Below are 19,017 nucleotides of genomic sequence, written 5' to 3'. Positions count from 1 at the left end.
TCGGGCTTTTTTTTGTTCCGGATTTGGGTGGGGAGAGTGTTGCCATGAGTCTGCGCCGCTGGTTTGGCTGCTCTTTTTTGTCGGCTTTGTGGTTAAGCCTGACGCTGTTGCCGGGGCTGTCCATAGCCGCGGGCAAATGCGAGCGCCTGGTGGTGACCGGCAGCCCGGACGCGCCGCCGTACCTGTGGCAAGACCCGCAAAACCCCAAGCATCTGATTGGCGCCAGCGCTGATCTGTTGCAGCAAGTGGCGGGAGAGTTGGGCATCAAGGTCGAACTGCTTTACGCCGGCAAACGCTCCCAGGCCCTGGACGAAGTGCGCAGCGGGCGCATGGACATGCTGGCCGATGCGCCGTTGACGGTCAGTGAGCTGGAAAATCTGGATTATATCCACCCACCGCTGCTGGAAAACGATTACCTGGTCTGGACCCGCAACGACTCGTTACTGGTCTACAACGAAGCGCAGGATCTTCGCGGCCATCCCGGTGCGTTGTCGGAAAAGGCTCGAGTGACCCCGTCATTTGGCACTTTTGCCGAACAGCAATTGACCCTGGTACGTACGCCAAATCTGACCCAGGCCTTTCAGAAATTGCTGCTGAACGAGGTGGAGTTTGTCCTCGCCGGACGCTACTCGGGCATGGCCATGGTGCAAACGCTGGGGATGGCCGATGACTTGATGGCTCACCCACAACCCATCGACAAACCTGGCCTGTATCTCGCGGTTTCCCATAACTCTGCCTGCAACGATCCTTGGTTGCGCGGACAGCTGGCCAAAAAGATGACAGAATTGCCCGCGTCCGGACTGACAGAAGCTGCGCTCCTGCGCAATATCGAGCGTTGGAAAGCGCAACGCTCACAACCGCAGCCACAACCTGTCAGTACCCCAAAACAGTAGGGATTTTTAGTGAGTATTCGACCTCTTTTCGCTGCCCTGGCCGTTCTGGCTCTGGCGGGTTGTGCAGCCGATCCGGCGCCGAATGAACAAATACGCCTGACCGAACAGGCCCTAGAACAAGCCAAGGCCGTGGGTGCTACCGCCGACGAAGTGCCGGAGCTGAAACTGGCTGAAGACAAGTTCAAGCGTGCCCAGGGCAACATGGCCGACCAGTCCTTCAAAAATGCGCGCATGCGGGCCGAGCAGGCCGAGCTGGACGCGCGCCTGGCCGAAGCCCGGGTTCTGACCCTCAAGAGCGAGGAGCAGTTGAACGTGCTCAATACCCGCATCACTCGCCTGCGCAAGCAACTGGGAGATGCCCAATGAGCCTGAAGACCAAAGCAATCGGCGGCTTGATCCTGGCCGGCTGTGCAAGCCTTTATGGCTGCGCCGGTCAACACAGCGAAGCTGTATTGCAGCAGGCCGGCACCGACTTCCAGAAGGTCAAGGAAGACTCCAACGTGCTGCGCATTGCGCCCAAAGACGTGATCCGTGCCGGCGAGTCCCTGGCCCGCGCCGATCGTCTGTCCAGCTACTGGGGCAGCGGTTCGGACGTTGTGCATTACGCTTACCTGAGCCAGCGCTACAGCGAAATCGCCCGGGAACACACCAATCAAGTGCTCAACGAGGAACGCGCGGCGAAGCTCGAACTCGAGCGTCAGCGCCTGCAATTGGCCCTGCGTGAGTCCAAGCTGCTCAGCGTGCAGCAACAGGGCAAGTGGCTCGAAGAGCAGATCCTCGCGCTGGCGACCACCCAGACCGACCGTGGTCTGGTGATGACGCTGGGCGATGTGCTGTTCGATACCGGTGAAGCAGAATTGAAAAGCTCGGCAAACCGCGTGGTGCTGAAGATCGTCCAGTTCTTGCAGCTCAATCCCAAGCGCGTGGTCCGGATCGAGGGCTATACCGACAGCACTGGCGGTAAACAAGAAAATCTCAAGCTGTCCCGCGACCGTGCGCAATCGGTGGCGGATGTGCTGATGGACCTGGGCATCGACGACAAACGCATCAAAGTCGAAGGCTATGGCGATGAATACCCGGTGGACGTGAACGCTTCCGAGCGCGGGCGTGCGCAGAACCGTCGGGTGGAAATTGTGTTCTCCGACGAAAAAGGCCAGCTCGGCGCCGCCCGCTAAGGGCTGCGTTACTGGAAAACCCGGCCTGTCAGCAGTGCCGGGTTTTTTTGTGCCTGCCAATCAGCGCAATACTCTCCATAAAAACAGTACAGTTTTTGCTGACAATGCACTGTACGGTCGACTATTGTGGCAACTGTCCCAGTACACTTCCAAACTGTTCCGGTAGTGTTTCACACAAGAATAAAATGCCCGTGAAATCGAGTGCTGCGTCATGACCAATCTCTTGCTCTACCAACGTATTGCTCAGCAACTGGCCGAAGACATCCGCCGTGGTGTTTATCAACCCGGGGAGCGCGTGCCTTCGGTGCGCAAGATGAGCTCGCAGCTCAACGTCAGCCATGCAACGGTGTTGCAGGCCTACGCCAACCTTGAAGATCAGGGGCTGATTCGTGCCCGGCCGCAGTCCGGTTACTACGTGCACCAGACGCCGGCGCTCACGGCGCCAACCCCGGACATTGCCCGGGTCGAGCGACCTGGCCTGGTCACCCGCAGCAGCATCATTCAGCAAGTTCTGGTTGAATCCCGCCGCGAAGGCGTCTTCCCGTTGGGCGCCGCCGTACCAAGCGTCGACTACTTACCGGTGCGGGCGCTGCATCAGCAACTGGCCAAAGTCACCCGTTTCCATAGCCCCCGGGCGTTCAGCTACATGTTCAGCCCCGGTTTCGAGCCGTTGCGTCGGCAAGTGGCGATCCGCATGCGCGATGCCGGCGTGGTAGTCGATCCATCGGAAGTGGTGATCACCCACGGCTGCGTCGATGCGTTGCAGATGTCTCTGCGCGTGTTGACCCGGCCGGGTGATCTGATCGCGGCCGAGTCGCCGACCTATTACGGTTTGCTGCAACTGGCCGACTTGCTGGGGCTGAAAGTCATCGAGATCCCTAGCGATCCAGCCACCGGCATGAGCCTCGAAGCCCTGCAACTGGCGGCCAACCAGTGGTCGATCAAGGCGCTGGTGCTGACCACGCGCCTGAGCAATCCTCTGGGCGGCACCATGCCCGAAGAGCGGCAGAAACAATTGCTGCGCCTGGCCTCGGATTTCGATATCCAGGTCGTCGAAGACGATATTTACGGCGAGCTGATGTTCGAGCAGGGCCGCACCAAATCGCTCAAGGCCTATGACCGGCTGGATCGGGTGATCTATTGCTCCAGCTTCTCCAAGACCCTGTCGCCCGGTGTGCGCATCGGCTGGATGATAGCCGGCAAGTACCAGCAGGAAATCCAGCGCTTGCAGACCTTCAGTACCCATTCAGCCTGCAGCGTCACGCAAATGGGCATCGCCGCCTATCTGGAGAACGGCGGTTACGACCGGCATTTGCGCTACATCCGTCAGGAGTACCGCAAGAACCTCAGCGCTTTCCAGCTGGCGGTGCAGCAGTACTTCCCGGAAGGCACGCAGATGACCCGGCCCACCGGCGGCTTCATTCTGTGGGTCAGCTTGCCGGGGCGGGTCAACACGCAAGAACTGCATGTGCGTGCGTTGCAGCAGGGCATCAGCATTGCGCCGGGGCTGATTTTCAGTAATACCGAGCAGTTCAATCACTGCATTCGCCTGAACTGTGGCATCCCCTGGAACCGTGAGGCTGAGCGTGCATTGATGACGTTGGGGTTGCTGGCGACGCAACTTTGTCAGGAGACGGCGAGCGGTTTTTGAGCGGCTGGGCAGTTCTGAACTGGCCGCTTGTCTTGTCGTCTTCAACAGGCGAGCATATAGCCTTCTGCCTTTCACGCCGTTGGGTCCATGAAGCCGATTTTTTCTGCCGCCTGGTTGTTGATCTGCCTGTTAATGACCTGTCACCCGGAAGGCGTCATGGCGGCTTCCGTTCAGGAAAAACCGTCAGCCAGCACAACCGCGAAAAAAGCAGCACCGGTCAAAAAGGCCACACCGGTCAAAAAGAAAGCTACAGCGGTCAAAAAACGTTCCCCCATTGCTTCCAAGTCGAAACCGGCCAGTGAAGTCGTGAAAACCAAACTCCCTTCGGCAAATCTCGACTTGAGCTTGCCCAAGGACATGGTCGAAGAACTGAAGCCGGTCGGCACGGTACAGTTGCCCCGACACGATGCGCTGTTGCCGCAAATGTTCGGTGACAAGAGCAGCCCGTTCCAGCTCAACGGTCGTTTGCTCAGCAACGAAATGCAGCTGCAACTGCGCAATGAAGAGCGTCGGGAAGTTGAAGGCGCGGCGCTGGAATTCGAGTTCAAGCAGTAAATCCCTCCCATTCGTGACCCGCGGACCAGACGCTTTGTCGGAGACTGGTCAGTCACGTTCGTTTGAGCGGAAAAACCCGGGCTCAGGTAATTTAAAACAGTCGTTTTAGCCGTTACTCTGTGCCACGTCCCTTTACCTGTCGCGAGGAGCTTGTCGTCATGAGATGCCGTGAAGGCTGTGGCGCCTGTTGCATTGCCCCTTCCATCAGTTCGCCGATTCCCGGAATGCCCAATGGCAAAGCCGCCGGAGAACGTTGCGTACAGCTGTCTGCCTATAACCTGTGCAGCATTTTCGGCAAGCCGGAACGTCCTGCGGTGTGTTCGGCGTTTGAAGCCGATGTCGAGGTCTGCGGAAGCAGCAGCGACGAAGCGATCAAGTTGCTGGGCTGGTGGGAGCAAATGACGGCCGCGTGATGTGTTCAACGAACGGAACTTCAACAATAAGGAATAAGACTATGGGTTCGCTGCATCGTATCGCTGTGCTGTGTGGTTTGACGGTTTTGCTGGTCTCCACGGCCCAGGCCGAAGAATGGAAAACCGCCAAGGAAGAAGAGGGCATCAAGGTGTCCTTGAGTGAAGTGGCCGGTTCCCAATACAAGGCTTACCGTGGCGTGACCGTCATGAAGACCACCATGGCCAAACTGCGTGCATTGCAGGAAGACGTGCCGGGTGCCTGTGCATGGATTCACGAGTGCAAGACTCAGAAGCTGCTCAAACACGAAGGTAACCAGAGCTGGACCTACACCCAGTTCAATACCCCTTGGCCGGTCACTCCTCGCGACTCCGTGTTGCATGTCACCACCGCTGAAGGCGCCGATGGCAGCCTGACCCGCGAGTTGGAAGGGCAGCCCAAGTACCTTGCGGAAGAAAAAGGTTTTGTACGGGTCGCCCAGGTCAAAGGTTTCTGGAAGCTCGTGCCAAAGGGCGATCAAGTCGAAGTGACTTATCAGGCCCATACCGAACCTGGCGGCAGCGTGCCGTCGTGGCTGGCCAACAAGTTTGTGGTCGATGCGCCGTTCAATACCCTCAAAGCCCTGAAAGAACGCGCCGAGAAGTAACCGCGTATTCTTTTGATATGGCCTGTTGGACAACGCCCCGATTTGATCGGGGCGTTTGCGTTTTTACCAAGGGCGGGGCTTTATTTTGTTTCTGGATATGCGTTGAACGAAATTTTCACAAAGCCTCCAAGACAATTCACTCGCGCCCCTGCGCAACTTTGCGTCACGTCTCTTGTCCCAGAGCGCTACAAGCGACAGTCGGCCTGCGGGTCAGTAATCAATGGTAATGCCGCGGTTGATCGTGCAACATTTGCGCACCGCGCAAGCCCCGGGGCCGGGATGGCCAACAGAGGGCAAGGCGCCGCTGTATTTTGAAACTTCAACTTCCAATGGGTCCTAAAACGACATGGCAAACCCGGACGCCCTGAGTCAGCAGCGAGCTTCTAGTCGCCTGCTGCAACCGACCGTCAAATCGCATCTGGCCTACACACTGTTGTGTGCCTTGGTCATGATGGTCATGTTCAGCCTGCTGCGCGTAGCGCTGCTGGCCTACAACAGCTCGATGATCCTCGACACACCGGCTTCGACCTTTCTGGAAGCGTTCGCCAATGGCCTGCGTTTCGACTTGCGTCTGGTGGTTTACCTCAGCATTCCGCTGCTGCTGGCATTGTTCAGCGCCCGGGCCATGGCCGCCCGCGGGTTCTTTCGGTTGTGGCTGACCGTTGTCTCGAGTATCGCGCTGTTCCTCGGCCTGATGGAGATGGACTTTTACCGCGAGTTCCACCAGCGCCTCAACGGCCTGGTCTTCCAGTACGTGAAAGAAGACCCGAAAACCGTGATGAGCATGCTCTGGTACGGTTTTCCGGTGGTTCGCTACCTGTTGGCCTGGGCCGTGGGCACGTTGATTCTGACCCTCGCGTTCAAGGGCGCCGACCGCGCCACACGTCCTCGCGGGCCGTTCAGCGGTGGCAGCATTGGTACGCGGCAGGTCGCTCCGTTGTATGCGCGTGGCATGGTGTTCGTAGTTTGCCTGCTGGTCTGCGTGGTCGCCGCTCGTGGCACTCTGCGTCAGGGTCCGCCAATGCGTTGGGGTGACGTTTACACCACCGACTCCAACTTCGCCAACCAGTTGGGCCTCAATGGCACGCTGTCGCTGGTCGCGGCGGCCAAGAGCCGGTTGTCCGAAGATCGCGACAACATCTGGAAAGCCTCGTTGCCGCAACCGCAAGCCCAGCAGATCGTGCGTGACATGCTGGTAATGCCGGACGACAAATTGGTGGATGGCGAGACTGCCGCCGTGCGTCGCGATTACATGCCGCCGGCCGACAAGACCCTGCCGATCAAGAACGTCGTCGTGATCCTGATGGAAAGCATGGCCGGTCACTCGGTGGGTGCCTTGGGCGCACCGGGCAACATCACGCCGTACCTCGACAAACTGTCGAAAGAAGGGCTGCTGTTCGATCGCTTCTTCTCCAACGGGACGCATACTCATCAGGGTATGTTCGCCACCATGGCCTGCTTCCCGAACCTGCCGGGTTTTGAATACCTGATGCAGACCCCGGAAGGCAGCCACAAACTGTCCGGCCTGCCGCAGTTGCTCAGCACCCGTGACTACGACGATGTGTACGTCTACAACGGCGACTTTGCCTGGGACAACCAGTCGGGTTTCTTCAGCAACCAGGGCATGACCAACTTCATCGGTCGTAACGACTTCGTGAACCCGGTGTTCTCCGATCCGACTTGGGGCGTGTCCGACCAGGACATGTTCGACCGTGGTCTGACAGAGCTCAAGGCGCGGGAAAACGGCAAGCCGTTCTATGCGTTGCTGCAAACCCTGTCCAACCACACGCCATATGCCTTGCCGACGCCATTGCCGGTTGAGCCTGTAACCGATCGCGGCAACCTGAACGAGCATTTGACCGCTATGCGTTATGCGGACTGGGCACTGGGCCAATTCTTTGAAAAGGCCCGCAAGGAGCCGTACTTCAAGGAAACCCTGTTTGTCATCGTCGGTGACCACGGTTTTGGCAACGAGCGTCAGATCACCGAAATGGACCTGGGCCGCTTCAACGTGCCGATGTTGATGATCGCACCGGGCATCCAGGAGAAGTTCGGCCAGCGTGACCATACCGTGGGCACTCAGATCGACCTCGTGCCGACCATCATGGGCCGTATTGGTGGCGAAGTGCGTCATCAGTGCTGGGGACGCGACCTGCTCAACCTGCCTGAAGGCGACACCGGTTTTGGTGTGATCAAGCCGTCGGGTAGCGAGCAAACCACCGCCATCATCACGGTTGACCAGATTCTGGTTCTGCCAAAGGAAAAGGAAATGGCGCCGAAGATGTACCAGTACGAACTGGGCGCGACGCCTCACGCCGAGGTCGTACCGGATGCACCGCGTACCGCTGAGCTGAAGCTCAAGCTCGAAGCGTTCCTGCAGACGGCCACCAAAAGCCTGATCGATAACACCGCCGGTGTGGTTGACGGCAAGCCGGACTAAGTTTTGGCGCAATAGAAAAGAGGCCCTTCGCAGGGCCTCTTTTTTTTGCCGGCAAAAACTTTATATCTTGCCAAGTAGCAGCAGGATCAATAGCACCACCAACACCACGCCGATGATACCGGACGGGCCGTAACCCCAACTTCTGGAGTGCGGGAAGACCGGCAAGCCACCTATCAACAACAGGATAAGAATAACGATAAGAATTGTGCCCATGTCTGTTTCCTTGTTGGAAGCGTTGTGGTTGACCTAGCGTTTTAGCTTTTAGCCATCAGCTGGACTTGTATTAATCCTAGCTGCTTACAAAATCCGACTCATGGATATGAAGAAAAATTCCAGGTTTTTTTAATGTATTTGGAAAGCACGTTTATTTCTTTTACTGCGTCTCAAAGTTGAAACAACCGGACCGCGCCGTGGTTCATTGCTGGCCATTCAGCAATCTGATGGAGCGTGGGTCGCGCATTATCCTTCGCTACACTCGGTGCATCTTCCCCGGAACAACAAGGCTGTTTGCTATGCAAAATCGCATGATGATCACTGGCGCGGGCTCAGGCCTGGGTCGCGAAATCGCGCTGCGCTGGGCGCGTGAAGGCTGGCAGCTGGCCTTGTCGGACGTCAGTGAACCCGGCCTGCAAGAAACCCTGAAACTGGTTCGCGAAGCCGGCGGCGACGGTTTCATCCAGCGTTGCGATGTGCGCGACTACAGCCAGCTGACGGCTTTCGCCCAAGCCTGTGAAGAGAAGTTTGGCGGCATCGACGTCATCGTCAACAACGCGGGCGTGGCCTCGGGCGGGTTCTTCAGTGAATTGTCGCTGGAAGACTGGGACTGGCAGATCGCGATCAACCTGATGGGCGTGGTCAAGGGCTGCAAGGCCTTCCTGCCGCTGCTGGAGAAAAGCAAAGGCAAGATCATCAACATCGCCTCGATGGCGGCACTGATGCAAGGTCCGGCCATGAGCAACTACAACGTGGCCAAGGCGGGTGTGGTGGCTTTGTCCGAGAGTCTGTTGATCGAACTGGCCCACGAGGAAGTCAGCGTGCATGTAGTCTGCCCGTCGTTCTTCCAGACCAACTTGCTGGACTCCTTCCGCGGCCCGACCCCGGCCATGAAAGCCCAGGTCGGCAAATTGCTGGAAAGTTCGCCGATCAGCGCTGCCGACATTGCCGATTACATCTATCAGCAGGTCGCTGCCGGCGAATTCTTGATTCTGCCTCACGAACAGGGCCGCATGGCCTGGGCGATCAAGCAAAAAGACCCGCAAGTGCTCTACAACGAAATGACCGTAATGGCCGACAAAATGCGCGCCAAGGCCAAACAATCCGCAGGCTGAACTTGCCCGTGCGCAATACCGTCGTTAGGGTGGCCGCAACCGGCCATCCTCACGAGACATCTGCATGATCAATTACCTGTGGTTTTTCCTCGCCGCGCTGTTCGAAATCGCTGGCTGCTTCGCCTTCTGGATGTGGTTGCGCCAGGGTAAAAGCGCTTGGTGGATCATCCCGGCGTTGCTCAGCCTGATGTTGTTCGCGGTGTTGCTGACCCGAGTCGAAGCGAGCTACGCCGGCCGCGCCTATGCCGCCTACGGTGGCATCTACATCATTGCGTCGATCGGCTGGCTGGCGGTGGTCGAGCGGATTCGTCCATTGGGCTCGGACTGGATTGGTGTGGCGCTGTGTGTGATCGGGGCGAGTGTCATCCTGTTTGGCCCGCGCTTTTCCGTTTCCTGAAGGATCGGTCCTTCATTCAAACCGGTTTGTCGGATACGTCCTTCAGGGCGAAGCATCCTGCGCCGTAGGGCGAGACTGTTTTGCTGCTGTTGCATTGAAGACCCGCTACGCGCCGGGCATCTTCAAGGGCCGGTAACCCTGAAGGATGAATGCCATGCTTGTACTTAGTCGCGTTGTGGGCGAGTTGATTTCCATTGGTGACGACATCACCGTGCGGGTTCTCGCCGTTAACGGAAGCAGCGTGCGCTTCGGTGTTGAAGCGCCGCAGCAGGTCAACGTCCATCGCGCCGAAGTCTATGAGCGCATCCAGATCAAACAGGCCAAAGCGAAAGCTCGTTAAGAACCTCAGTCGAACAGATGCTTGGGCACGTCGTGCTTGAGCATCAACTGGCATTGCTCGCTTTCCGGATCGAAGACAATCAGCGCCTGGCCCTTGGTCAATGCCTGACGAACACGCAAGACGCGGGTTTCCAGCGGTGTGTCATCGCCGTTGTCCGTGCCGTCGCGGGTCACGAAATCCTCGATCAGGCGGGTCAGCGTATCGACTTCAAGTTGGTCGTGGGGGATCAGCATAAGGCACCTCGGCTAAACAATGGCGCGATGCTACGGCGAATGAAGGGGGGCGGCTAGCCCGGTCTGAACAGTTGTCTGCCAGGCCGCCTTCGCGAGCAAGCCCGCTCCCACATTCGACCACATTCCTATGAAAGAACTCGGTCACCTGTGGGAGCGGGCTTGCTCGCGAAGACGATAGACCAGACACCCAATACCTCAAGGAAAAAAATCAGCCCTCCGAACGCTGCCCAATCAAACTATCGACCGACGGCACCCGCGTATCGCTTTCCATCTGCGTCTCGTGTTCGATCTGGTGACTGAACCGGTCCAGCGATCCCTTGGCCGGTTGTGCATCGCTGGCGAACACCGGCGGGCTGAGGATGTAGGCGCCGAGCAGGCGGCTGAGGGCGGCGAGGCTGTCGATGTGGGTGCGTTCATAGCCGTGGGTGGCATCGCAACCGAAGGCCAGCAGGGCGGTGCGGATGTCGTGGCCAGCAGTGACGGCTGAGTGAGCATCGCTGAAGTAATAGCGGAACAGGTCACGGCGCGCCGGCAGTTCGTTGTCGCTGGCCAGGCGCAGCAGGTGGCGCGACAGGTGATAGTCATAAGGCCCGCCGGAATCCTGCATTGCCACACTCACCGCGTGTTCGCTGGAATGCTGGCCGGGCGCGACCGGCGCGATGTCGATACCGACGAATTCGCTGACATCCCAAGGCAAGGCTGCCGCCGCACCGCTGCCGGTTTCTTCGGTGATGGTGAACAGCGGATGGCAGTCGATCATCAACTCTTCGCCGCTGTCGACAATCGCTTTCAGCGCCGCCAGCAGTGCGGCAACGCCGGCCTTGTCATCGAGGTGGCGGGCGCTGATGTGGCCGCTTTCGGTGAACTCTGGCAACGGGTCGAAGGCGACGAAATCGCCGACACTGATCCCCAGCGAATCGCAATCGGCGCGGGTGGCGCAGTAGGCGTCCAGGCGCAACTCGATGTGATCCCAGCTGATCGGCATTTCATCCACGGCAGTATTGAACGCGTGCCCGGAAGCCATCAGCGGCAACACGCTGCCGCGAATCACGCCGTTGTCGGTGAACAGACTGACGCGGCTGCCTTCGGCAAAGCGGCTGGACCAGCAACCGACCGGCGCCAGGGTCAGGCGACCGTTGTCCTTGATTGCGCGAACCGCTGCGCCAATGGTGTCCAGGTGAGCGGAGACCGCGCGGTCCGGGCTGTTTTTCTTGCCCTTGAGGGTGGCGCGGATGGTGCCGCGACGAGTCATCTCAAAGGGAATGCCCAACTCTTCGAGACGCTCGGCGACGTAACGCACGATGGTATCGGTGAACCCGGTGGGGCTGGGAATGGCGAGCATTTCCAGCAGGACTTTTTGCAGGTAATTGAGGTCCGGTTCGGGAATTTTGCTGGTCATGGAAACTCCTGATGGGTTGAGAGCATCGATGGTTTCGATGAGGGGAGGTCTGGAGATGTTCAGCGCCTGTGAGGCCGCCTTCGCGAGCAAGCCCGCTCCCACAGGGGAACGCGGTCAAATGTGGGAGCGGGCTTGCTCGCGAAGGTGTCAGTCCGGGCACCACATCACTAAGAGGCCGCCGGCTGACTATGCGGAAACAACAAATCCACAAACCGCTCGGCCGTCGGTTGCGGTTCATGGTTGGCCAGCCCGGCGCGCTCATTGGCTTCGATAAATACATACTCCGACTGATCAGCGGCTGGCACCATCAGGTCGAGCCCGACCATCGGAATATCCAGCGCCCGCGCCGCGCGCACCGCCGCATCCACCAAGGTCGGATGCAGAATTGCCGTGACGTCTTCAAGAATGCCGCCGGTATGAAGATTCGCCGTGCGCCGTACGAACAGATGCTCACCGGCCGGCAGAATGCTGCTGTAGTCATAACCCGCAGCCTGCAACGTGCGCTGGGTCTCATGGTCCTGCGGGATTTTGCTTTCACCGCTGGTCGCCGCCTGACGGCGACGGCTCTGGGCTTCGATCAGCGCACCAATGGAATGCTGACCATCGCCCACCACTTCCGCCGGCCGGCGAATGGCGGCCGCGACCACTTCGAAGCCGATCACCAGAACTCGCAAGTCGAGGCCTTCGTGAAAACTTTCCAGCAGCACTCGATTGTCGAATGTGCGGGCGTTTTCGATGGCTTGCTGGACCTCTTCGATGGTGCGTAAATCCACCGCCACCCCTTGGCCCTGTTCACCGTCCAGCGGTTTGACCACCACCCGTTCGTGCTCGTCGAGAAACGCCAGGTTGTCATCCGCGCTCCCCGCCAGTTGTTGGGCGGGCAGTTTAAGGCCAGCGTTTTTCAGCACCTTGTGGGTCAGGCTTTTGTCCTGGCACAACGTCATGCTGATGGCGCTGGTCAGATCGCTCAAGGATTCGCGGCAACGCACCCGGCGACTGCCGTGAATCAAGGTAAACAGGCCGGCCTGGGCGTCGTCCACTTGCACATCAATGCCGCGCCGATGAGCCTCCTCGACGATGATTCGCGCATACGGATTGAACTCGGCTTCCGGGCCAGGGCCGAGAAACAATGGTTGGTTTATGCCGTTTTTGCGCTTGATGGCGAAGGTCGACAAGTTGCGAAAACCGAGCTTGGCGTAAAGGCTTTTCGCCTGACGGTTGTTGTGCAGCACAGACAGGTCCAGGTAGCTCAGGCCACGGCTCATGAAGTGTTCGATCAAGTGCCGCACCAGCACTTCACCGACGCCTGGGCGGGAACATTGTGGATCGACCGCCAGGCACCAAAGGCTGCTGCCGTTCTCCGGGTCGTTGAAGGCCTTGTGATGATTCAGGCCCATGACGCTGCCGATGATTGTGCCGCTGTCCTCATCTTCGGCCAGCCAGTAAACCGGGCCGCCCTGGTGATGGGGCGTCAGCAAACTCGCATCAATCGGCAGCATGCCGCGCGCCTGATACAGCTGATTGACCGCCTGCCAATCCGCTTCGCTTTGCGCCCGACGGATGCGGAAGCCGCGAAAAACCCGAGTGGCTTGGCGGTAATCGCTGAACCACAGGCGCAAGGTGTCGGACGGGTCGAGAAACAGCTGCGCCGGCTCCAGCCCCAGCACTTGCTGAGGCGCGGCAACGTACAAGGCGATGTCCCGCTCACCGGGCTGCTCATTGAGCAGCTCTAGGGCAAGGCTCGCGGCATCGGGAAAGGTATGCCCGATCAGCAACCGGCCCCAGCCGCAATGCACCGCGATGGGCGCGGCGCCCAATTCACTGCCGTCTTCGGCCAGACGCGCCTGCAAGCGTTCATAAGAGGGCGCCTGACCGCGCAACAGGCGTTGGCTATAAGCCGTGGCGTGAGGTTTCATCGATCAGATTCCTTGTTCACTGAGCCACAGGTTCAGGGCTGCCAATTGCCACAGCTTGGAGCCGCGCAACGGGGTCAGTTGACCTTGCGGATCGGTCAGCAGGCGGTCGAGCATGGCGGGGTTGAACAGGCCACGATCCTGACTCGGATCGAGCAACAGTTCACGCACCCAGTTCAGCGTATCGCCCTGCAAATGCTTGAGGCCGGGGACCGGGAAGTAACCCTTTTTGCGGTCGATCACTTCACTCGGAATAACCAGCCGCGCCGCTTCTTTCAAGACTTGCTTGCCGCCATCCGGCAGTTTGAATTTGCCCGGCACCCGCGCCGACAATTCCACCAGGCGATAGTCGAGAAACGGCGTACGCGCTTCTAGCCCCCAAGCCATGGTCATGTTGTCGACCCGTTTGACCGGGTCATCCACCAGCATCACGGTGCTGTCCAGACGCAGGGCTTTGTCCACGGCTGCGTCGGCACCGGGCTGAGCGAAATGTTCCTTCACGAAGTCGCCGGCCGCGTCGTTGGCCGTCAGCCATTTCGGCTGCACCGTGGCCGCGTAGTCGGCGTAGCTGCGGTCGAAAAACGCATCGCGATACGCGGCATACGGATCGCTCGCACCGTCAACCTGCGGATACCAGTGATAACCGGCGAACAACTCGTCCGCGCCTTGGCCGCTTTGCACCACCTTGCAGTGCTTGGCCACTTCGCGAGACAGCAGATAGAACGCGATGCAGTCATGACTGACCATCGGCTCGCTCATGGCGCGGAACGCCGCGGGCAGTTGCTCGATGATCTCTTTTTCGTCGATGCGCAGTTGGTGATGTTGGGTGCCGTAGTGCTTGGCGATCAGGTCCGAATACTGGAACTCGTCACCGCGCTCGCCGCCGGCATCCTGGAAACCGATGGAGAAGGTCGACAGGTTTTCAACGCCGACTTCGCGCAACAGGCCGACCAGCATGCTTGAATCGACGCCGCCGGAAAGCAGCACGCCAACATCCACCGCCGCCCGTTGACGGATCGCCACTGCATCACGGGTGCTGTCGAGCACGCGATCGCGCCAGTCTTCGAGGGTCAGATTCAGCTCGTCGGCGTGTGGGCCGTAGGGCAGGGTCCACCAGGTTTTCTGCTCGGTGGTGCCATCCGCGTCGATGCGCATCCAGCTCGCCGGGGGCAGCTTTTCGATGCCCGTCAGCAAGGTACGCGGGGCCGGAACCACGGCGTGGAAATTCAGGTAGTGATTGAGCGCCACCGGGTCGAGGATCGGGTTGATGTCGCCGCCCTTGAGCAATGCCGGCAGAGCCGAGGCAAAGCGCAGGCGTTGACCGGTGCGCGACAGGTACAAGGGTTTTACGCCGAGACGGTCGCGGGCGATGAACAGACGCTTGGCGTCGCGCTCCCAAATGGCGAAGGCGAACATGCCGTTGAGTTTGGGCAACAGGGCTTCGCCCCAGGCGTGATAGCCCTTGAGCAGCACTTCGGTGTCGCCGCCGGAATAGAAGGCGTAACCGAGGCTTTCCAGCTCGGTGCGCAGTTCCGGGAAGTTGTAGATCGCGCCGTTGAAGGCCAGGGACAGGCCCAGTTGGTTGTCGATCATCGGCTGCGCCGAGCCGTCCGACAGGTCCATGATTTTCAGGCGCCGATGGCCCAGGGCAATCGGCCCTTGGCTGTGGAAGCCCCACGCATCAGGGCCGCGAGGGGCCAGGTGATGGGTGATTCGTTCTATGGCTGCGAGGTCCGCAGGTTGATGGTCGAAACGTAATTCTCCAGCTAATCCGCACATAAGTCCTTACCGGTTTTTCCGTTGGGGAGGGTCAATCGATACCCGCCAAAAACGGCGGGTACTCAGAAACTGACCCACGTGAATCCCTGGAGTTTTAGACCGATAAGTTATAAGGCTGTGGGTCAGGCTTTTCCGCGGATCAATTGGCGCAAGGCAAAACGGTTGGGATGGCAGGCCTCGGCCACTGTTTTTGGCAGCGGCAACGGCTCGTTTTCAAGCCATGCCGCCAACAGCTCGCCAGACAACGGCGCGGTGATCAAACCGCGAGAACCGTGACCGCTATTGACATAAAACCCCTCGAGCCATGGGCAGGGAACATCGGGCACTTGCCGGGCATCTTTGCTTAGCGTGGCATAGGCCTCGGCGAAGGCGGCCTGTTCGGCCAACGGTCCGACGATCGGCAGGTAATCCGGGCTGGTACAGCGAAATGCCGCACGACCTTCAAGCTGCTGCGGGTCCAGGTCCGAAACATGTAGACGGGCGACCAAGTCAGTGGAGATTTCCTCGAGCAACGCCAGATTGCCGAGGTGCTCGGCGACGGTCGGGGTCAGTTCATCGCTCTTGAAATCGAAGCTGGCGCCGAGTGTGTGTTCGCCCAGGCGTGCCGGCGCCACATAGCCTTCGGCGCAGACGACGGTCGCCAGGCTCTGGCTTTCAGGAGTTTGCGCCAGTCGGGTGATCTGGCCGCGAATGCGTTTGAGGGGTAGGTCGGCGCTGTGTGGAAAGCGCTTGATCTCGGCGGCGCCGGCCAGAATCACCACGGGCGCACTGGCCAACAGTGCATCGCCGTCCCAGGCCTGCCATTGATCATCGACCTTGCGCAGTTCCAGCACCTCGCGATGGGGCAGCCACTGGATGTTCGTTGAGGACGCCTGCCACTGGCACAACGCGGGCGGATGAACCCAGCCGCCTTCAGGGTAGAACAAGCCGCCGTGCGCCAATTCGATGCCGGCTCGGGCCTGGGCCTGGGGTTGATCGAGCAGGTGCACCAGGCTCGGTGAAAAGGCCGCGACCAATTGCGCCTGACGCTCGGCTTCCTTGGCATTGAAGGCCAGTTGCAAGACTCCGCAATCGTCCCAGTCGACGCCACGCTGCAGCTGTTCCAGCAGACGTCGGGTGTAGCCAAAACCGCTGACGATCAATTGCGACAACGCCGTGCCATGGGCCGAAAGCTTTAGGTACAGCACACCCTGAGGATTACCCGAGGCTTCCTGCGCCAGTGCTTGGTGGCGATCCAGCAGGCTCACTTGCCAACCCCGCGCGGCCAGGCTGGCGGCACTGGCGCAACCGGCCAGCCCGGCACCGATCACCAGGGCGCGACGTTCGCCGGTCAGCGGTTGTGGGCGAGCGAACCATGGTTTTGTCGCGGCAGGCAGTGCCACGTCTTCAGGCCAACCGAGGAACGTGCCCCGCAGAATTTCCCATTTATGGCCGATGCCTGGCGTGCGTTTCATCTTGAAACCCGCCGCGTTCAGCAGGCGGCGCACCCAGCCGGTGCTGGTGAAGGTGCTGATGGTCGAGCCGGGTGCTGCCAGGCGTGCCAGTTCGGCAAACAATTCGGCGGTCCACATGTCGGGGTTTTTCGCCGGGGCGAAACCGTCGAGAAACCACGCGTCGATCTGCGCATCCAGTTGCGGCAACTGCTCAAGTGCATCGCCGATCAGCAAGGTCAGGGTGACACGGCCGTTGTCCAGCACCAGACGCTGAAAGCCTTGATGGATCGCTACGTATTGCGCCAGCAATTGATCGGCAAACGGCTTGAGCTCCGGCCATAACGCCAAGGCCCGTTGCAGGTCGGGCGCGCTCAGCGGGTATTTTTCGACGCTGACAAAATGCAACCGCGCACCGGCCACCGCGTGCTGTTCGAACAACTGCCAGGCGCAGAGAAAATTCAGCCCGGTACCGAAACCAGTCTCGCCAATCACCAGTCGACCCTCCACAGGCAAGGCGGCGAAACGGTCACGCAAATCGTTTTGCTGCAGAAACACGTAACGAGTTTCTTCAAGGCCCGACAGGTCGGAAAAATACACATCATCGAACACCCGCGAACGCGGGCGACCTTGGTCGTCCCAGTCGAGCTGGGCGTGGGGCAATACAGGTTTCATGGCAGGCTCGGCAACGGCAAGGTGGCCATTCTAGCCGATCGCCGCAACGGCGCTTGATCCATGGCAAGACGCAAGGACGATGGGGCAACGAAAATTTGCCATCAGACTTTTGTGGCGAGGGGGCTTGTCGGAACGCCCCCTCGCCACAAAAGCTCCTCAGGGAATTTCTCTGATGACTACCTGCCCAATCCGCTAGTCTTGCTCAATCCTGGAAGGAGCTGCTCTATGTTCGAATCCGCCGAAATCGGTCATGCCATCGACAAAGAAACCTATGACGCCGAAGTGCCGGCCTTGCGTGGGGCCTTGCTCGAAGCGCAGTTCGAACTTCGTCAGCAACACCGCTTTCCGGTCATCATTTTGATCAACGGCATTGAAGGGGCCGGCAAGGGCGAGACGGTCAAGTTGCTCAATGAATGGATGGACCCGCGCCTGATTGAGGTGCGTACGTTCGACCAGCAGACTGACGAAGAACTGGCGCGACCACCGGCCTGGCGCTATTGGCGGATGCTCCCGGCCAAGGGCCGCATGGGGATTTTCTTCGGCAACTGGTACAGCCAGATGCTGCAGGGACGGGTTCATGGTTTGTTCAAGGATCCGCGACTCGATCAAAGCATCAACGGGGCCGAGCGGTTGGAGAAAATGCTGTGCGACGAAGGCGCGTTGATCTTCAAGTTCTGGTTTCACCTCTCCAAAAAACAAATGAAAGCACGGCTCAAGGCGCTGGCCGACGACCCGCTGCACAGCTGGCGCATCAGCCCGCTGGACTGGCAACAATCCGCGACCTACGACAAGTTCGTGAAGTACGGCGAACGGGTGCTGCGTCGCACCAGTCGCGACTATGCGCCGTGGCATGTGATCGCCGGCGTGGACGCGCGCTATCGGAGCCTGACGGTCGGCAAGATCTTGCTCGAGGGCCTGCAGAGCGCGCTGAAGAGACCGAGGATTCACCCGCACAAAGTCAGCGCAGCGCCCTTGTTCCCCAGCGTCGATCAAGTGAATCTGCTCGACAGCCTGGACTTGACCCTGCAGCTGGACAAGGACGATTACGAAGAGCAACTGATTACCGAGCAGGCTCGGTTTTCCGGGCTGATGCGCGACAAGCGCATGCGTCGGCACGCGTTGATCGCGGTGTTTGAAGGCAACGACGCGGCAGGCAAGGGCGGGGCAATCCGTCGGGTGGCCGCAGCGCTCGACCCACGCCAGTACGACATCATTCCGATCGCCGCGCCCACCGAGGATGAACGGGCGCAGCCGTATCTCTGGCGGTTCTGGCGGCATATTCCGGCGCGGGGGAAATTCACTGTGTTCGATCGTTCCTGGTATGGTCGGGTGCTGGTGGAACGCATTGAAGGCTTTTGCAGCAAGGCGGACTGGATGCGCGCCTATGGCGAGATCAACGACTTTGAAGAGCAGATCGCCGATGCCGGAGTGATCGTGGTCAAGTTCTGGCTGGCCATCGACAAACAGACTCAGATGGAGCGTTTCCAGGAGCGCAAAGAGATCCCCTTCAAGCGCTTCAAGATCACTGAAGACGACTGGCGTAATCGCGACAAGTGGGACGATTACCGTGCCGCCGTCGGCGATATGGTCGATCGCACCAGCACCGAGATCTCGCCGTGGACTCTGGTGGAAGCCAACGACAAGCGCTGGGCGCGGGTCAAGGTCCTGCGCACCATTAACCAGGCGCTGGAAGAGGCCTTCGAAAAGTCCGACAAACGCGAGAAGAAACTGCAAAAGCGCAAGCGCTGAACC

The 19,017-nt window shown here is 59.5% G+C and carries 18 protein-coding genes; 12 read left to right on the top strand and 6 right to left on the bottom strand.

Features of this window, described 5'->3' with window-relative positions; all coding sequences use genetic code 11:
* Positions 1 to 44: 44 nt before the first annotated feature.
* From KVG95_RS00445 to KVG95_RS00410, 8 genes are all read left to right on the top strand, one after another.
* On the top strand, positions 45 to 893 hold the full coding sequence (locus KVG95_RS00445; RefSeq protein WP_217854143.1) for a substrate-binding periplasmic protein: 849 nt from the start codon (positions 45 to 47) through the stop codon (positions 891 to 893).
* A gap of 9 nt (positions 894 to 902) precedes the next feature.
* Positions 903 to 1,259 carry a DUF4398 domain-containing protein gene (locus KVG95_RS00440; RefSeq protein ID WP_052964824.1) on the top strand — a complete coding sequence of 119 codons (357 nt, stop codon included), beginning with the start codon at positions 903 to 905 and terminating at the stop codon, positions 1,257 to 1,259.
* Positions 1,256 to 2,068, top strand: a complete 813-nt coding sequence (locus KVG95_RS00435) for an OmpA family protein (RefSeq protein WP_217854142.1) — start codon at positions 1,256 to 1,258, stop codon at positions 2,066 to 2,068. Before KVG95_RS00440 ends, KVG95_RS00435 begins: the two co-directional genes overlap by 4 nt.
* 211 nt (positions 2,069 to 2,279) lie before the next feature.
* Positions 2,280 to 3,719: an aminotransferase-like domain-containing protein gene (locus tag KVG95_RS00430; protein ID WP_007903895.1), complete on the top strand. Its 1,440-nt coding sequence runs from the start codon at positions 2,280 to 2,282 to the stop codon at positions 3,717 to 3,719.
* Positions 3,720 to 3,806: 87 nt separating this feature from the next.
* Positions 3,807 to 4,274, top strand: a complete 468-nt coding sequence (locus tag KVG95_RS00425) for a translation initiation factor 2 (protein WP_217854141.1) — start codon at positions 3,807 to 3,809, stop codon at positions 4,272 to 4,274.
* 158 nt (positions 4,275 to 4,432) lie between these two features.
* Positions 4,433 to 4,687, top strand: a complete 255-nt coding sequence (locus KVG95_RS00420) for a YkgJ family cysteine cluster protein (protein WP_217854140.1) — start codon at positions 4,433 to 4,435, stop codon at positions 4,685 to 4,687.
* Positions 4,688 to 4,728: 41 nt separating this feature from the next.
* Positions 4,729 to 5,331 (top strand): START domain-containing protein, encoded by a 603-nt coding sequence (locus KVG95_RS00415; RefSeq protein WP_217854139.1) that lies wholly within the window; start codon positions 4,729 to 4,731, stop codon positions 5,329 to 5,331.
* Positions 5,332 to 5,677: 346 nt separating this feature from the next.
* Positions 5,678 to 7,771, top strand: coding sequence for an LTA synthase family protein (locus KVG95_RS00410; RefSeq protein WP_217854138.1), 2,094 nt, complete (start codon positions 5,678 to 5,680; stop codon positions 7,769 to 7,771).
* Between the two features lie 60 nt (positions 7,772 to 7,831).
* Here the strand turns inward: KVG95_RS00410 and KVG95_RS00405 are convergent, their stop codons facing one another.
* Complete coding sequence (locus KVG95_RS00405; RefSeq protein ID WP_008012020.1) at positions 7,832 to 7,984, bottom strand: DUF3309 family protein; 153 nt, start codon at positions 7,982 to 7,984, stop codon at positions 7,832 to 7,834.
* A gap of 299 nt (positions 7,985 to 8,283) precedes the next feature.
* On the opposite strand from KVG95_RS00405, the gene KVG95_RS00400 reads away from it, so the two are divergent.
* The 3 genes from KVG95_RS00400 (at position 8,284) to csrA (ending at position 9,836) form a co-directional block, all read left to right on the top strand.
* Positions 8,284 to 9,099: an SDR family oxidoreductase gene (locus KVG95_RS00400; RefSeq protein WP_007899657.1), complete on the top strand. Its 816-nt coding sequence runs from the start codon at positions 8,284 to 8,286 to the stop codon at positions 9,097 to 9,099.
* Positions 9,100 to 9,163: 64 nt separating this feature from the next.
* Complete coding sequence (locus KVG95_RS00395; RefSeq protein ID WP_217854137.1) at positions 9,164 to 9,496, top strand: YnfA family protein; 333 nt, start codon at positions 9,164 to 9,166, stop codon at positions 9,494 to 9,496.
* A 154-nt stretch (positions 9,497 to 9,650) separates the two neighbouring features.
* The gene (csrA, locus tag KVG95_RS00390) at positions 9,651 to 9,836 is read left to right on the top strand and encodes a carbon storage regulator CsrA (protein WP_052964815.1); all 186 of its coding nucleotides are present in this window, start codon (positions 9,651 to 9,653) and stop codon (positions 9,834 to 9,836) included.
* A gap of 5 nt (positions 9,837 to 9,841) precedes the next feature.
* Here csrA and KVG95_RS00385 read toward each other — a convergent pair whose 3' ends face one another.
* The 5 genes from KVG95_RS00385 to mnmC form a co-directional block, all read right to left on the bottom strand.
* Positions 9,842 to 10,069 carry a YheU family protein gene (locus KVG95_RS00385; RefSeq protein ID WP_003199186.1) on the bottom strand — a complete coding sequence of 76 codons (228 nt, stop codon included), beginning with the start codon at positions 10,067 to 10,069 and terminating at the stop codon, positions 9,842 to 9,844.
* 208 nt (positions 10,070 to 10,277) lie between these two features.
* Positions 10,278 to 11,468: an osmoprotectant NAGGN system M42 family peptidase gene (locus KVG95_RS00380; RefSeq protein WP_008013602.1), complete on the bottom strand. Its 1,191-nt coding sequence runs from the start codon at positions 11,466 to 11,468 to the stop codon at positions 10,278 to 10,280.
* A gap of 167 nt (positions 11,469 to 11,635) precedes the next feature.
* Positions 11,636 to 13,384 (bottom strand): N-acetylglutaminylglutamine synthetase, encoded by a 1,749-nt coding sequence (ngg, locus tag KVG95_RS00375; protein ID WP_217854136.1) that lies wholly within the window; start codon positions 13,382 to 13,384, stop codon positions 11,636 to 11,638.
* Positions 13,385 to 13,387: 3 nt separating this feature from the next.
* Positions 13,388 to 15,160 carry an N-acetylglutaminylglutamine amidotransferase gene (locus KVG95_RS00370; protein ID WP_217854135.1) on the bottom strand — a complete coding sequence of 591 codons (1,773 nt, stop codon included), beginning with the start codon at positions 15,158 to 15,160 and terminating at the stop codon, positions 13,388 to 13,390.
* Between the two features lie 122 nt (positions 15,161 to 15,282).
* Positions 15,283 to 17,265, bottom strand: coding sequence for a bifunctional tRNA (5-methylaminomethyl-2-thiouridine)(34)-methyltransferase MnmC2/FAD-dependent 5-carboxymethylaminomethyl-2-thiouridine(34) oxidoreductase MnmC1 (gene mnmC / locus KVG95_RS00365; protein ID WP_217854134.1), 1,983 nt, complete (start codon positions 17,263 to 17,265; stop codon positions 15,283 to 15,285).
* A gap of 225 nt (positions 17,266 to 17,490) precedes the next feature.
* Between mnmC and pap the strand changes: the two genes are divergently transcribed.
* Positions 17,491 to 19,014 carry a polyphosphate:AMP phosphotransferase gene (pap, locus tag KVG95_RS00360; protein ID WP_217854133.1) on the top strand — a complete coding sequence of 508 codons (1,524 nt, stop codon included), beginning with the start codon at positions 17,491 to 17,493 and terminating at the stop codon, positions 19,012 to 19,014.
* Positions 19,015 to 19,017: the final 3 nt, after the last annotated feature.

Origin of the sequence: Pseudomonas farris, assembly GCF_019145235.1 — a bacterium.
Taxonomy (GTDB): domain Bacteria; phylum Pseudomonadota; class Gammaproteobacteria; order Pseudomonadales; family Pseudomonadaceae; genus Aquipseudomonas; species Aquipseudomonas farris.
The sequence above is the reverse complement of the archived record's forward strand: the minus strand, read 5'-3'. Positions and strand labels throughout refer to the sequence as shown.

Bases quoted from the DNA above. Each gene is read 5' to 3' on its own strand.
- KVG95_RS00405 (WP_008012020.1), bottom strand. From the start codon at position 7,984: ATGGGCACAATTCTTATCGTTATTCTTATCCTGTTGTTGATAGGTGGC.
- KVG95_RS00380 (WP_008013602.1), bottom strand. From the start codon at position 11,468: ATGACCAGCAAAATTCCCGAACCGGACCTCAATTACCTGCAAAAAGTC.
- KVG95_RS00370 (WP_217854135.1), bottom strand. From the start codon at position 15,160: ATGTGCGGATTAGCTGGAGAATTACGTTTCGACCATCAACCTGCGGAC.
- KVG95_RS00420 (WP_217854140.1), top strand. From the start codon at position 4,433: ATGAGATGCCGTGAAGGCTGTGGCGCCTGTTGCATTGCCCCTTCCATC.
- KVG95_RS00435 (WP_217854142.1), top strand. From the start codon at position 1,256: ATGAGCCTGAAGACCAAAGCAATCGGCGGCTTGATCCTGGCCGGCTGT.
- KVG95_RS00445 (WP_217854143.1), top strand. From the start codon at position 45: ATGAGTCTGCGCCGCTGGTTTGGCTGCTCTTTTTTGTCGGCTTTGTGG.
- KVG95_RS00385 (WP_003199186.1), bottom strand. From the start codon at position 10,069: ATGCTGATCCCCCACGACCAACTTGAAGTCGATACGCTGACCCGCCTG.
- csrA (WP_052964815.1), top strand. From the start codon at position 9,651: ATGCTTGTACTTAGTCGCGTTGTGGGCGAGTTGATTTCCATTGGTGAC.
- KVG95_RS00395 (WP_217854137.1), top strand. From the start codon at position 9,164: ATGATCAATTACCTGTGGTTTTTCCTCGCCGCGCTGTTCGAAATCGCT.
- KVG95_RS00415 (WP_217854139.1), top strand. From the start codon at position 4,729: ATGGGTTCGCTGCATCGTATCGCTGTGCTGTGTGGTTTGACGGTTTTG.
- ngg (WP_217854136.1), bottom strand. From the start codon at position 13,384: ATGAAACCTCACGCCACGGCTTATAGCCAACGCCTGTTGCGCGGTCAG.
- pap (WP_217854133.1), top strand. From the start codon at position 17,491: ATGTTCGAATCCGCCGAAATCGGTCATGCCATCGACAAAGAAACCTAT.
- KVG95_RS00425 (WP_217854141.1), top strand. From the start codon at position 3,807: ATGAAGCCGATTTTTTCTGCCGCCTGGTTGTTGATCTGCCTGTTAATG.
- KVG95_RS00400 (WP_007899657.1), top strand. From the start codon at position 8,284: ATGCAAAATCGCATGATGATCACTGGCGCGGGCTCAGGCCTGGGTCGC.
- KVG95_RS00430 (WP_007903895.1), top strand. From the start codon at position 2,280: ATGACCAATCTCTTGCTCTACCAACGTATTGCTCAGCAACTGGCCGAA.
- KVG95_RS00410 (WP_217854138.1), top strand. From the start codon at position 5,678: ATGGCAAACCCGGACGCCCTGAGTCAGCAGCGAGCTTCTAGTCGCCTG.
- mnmC (WP_217854134.1), bottom strand. From the start codon at position 17,265: ATGAAACCTGTATTGCCCCACGCCCAGCTCGACTGGGACGACCAAGGT.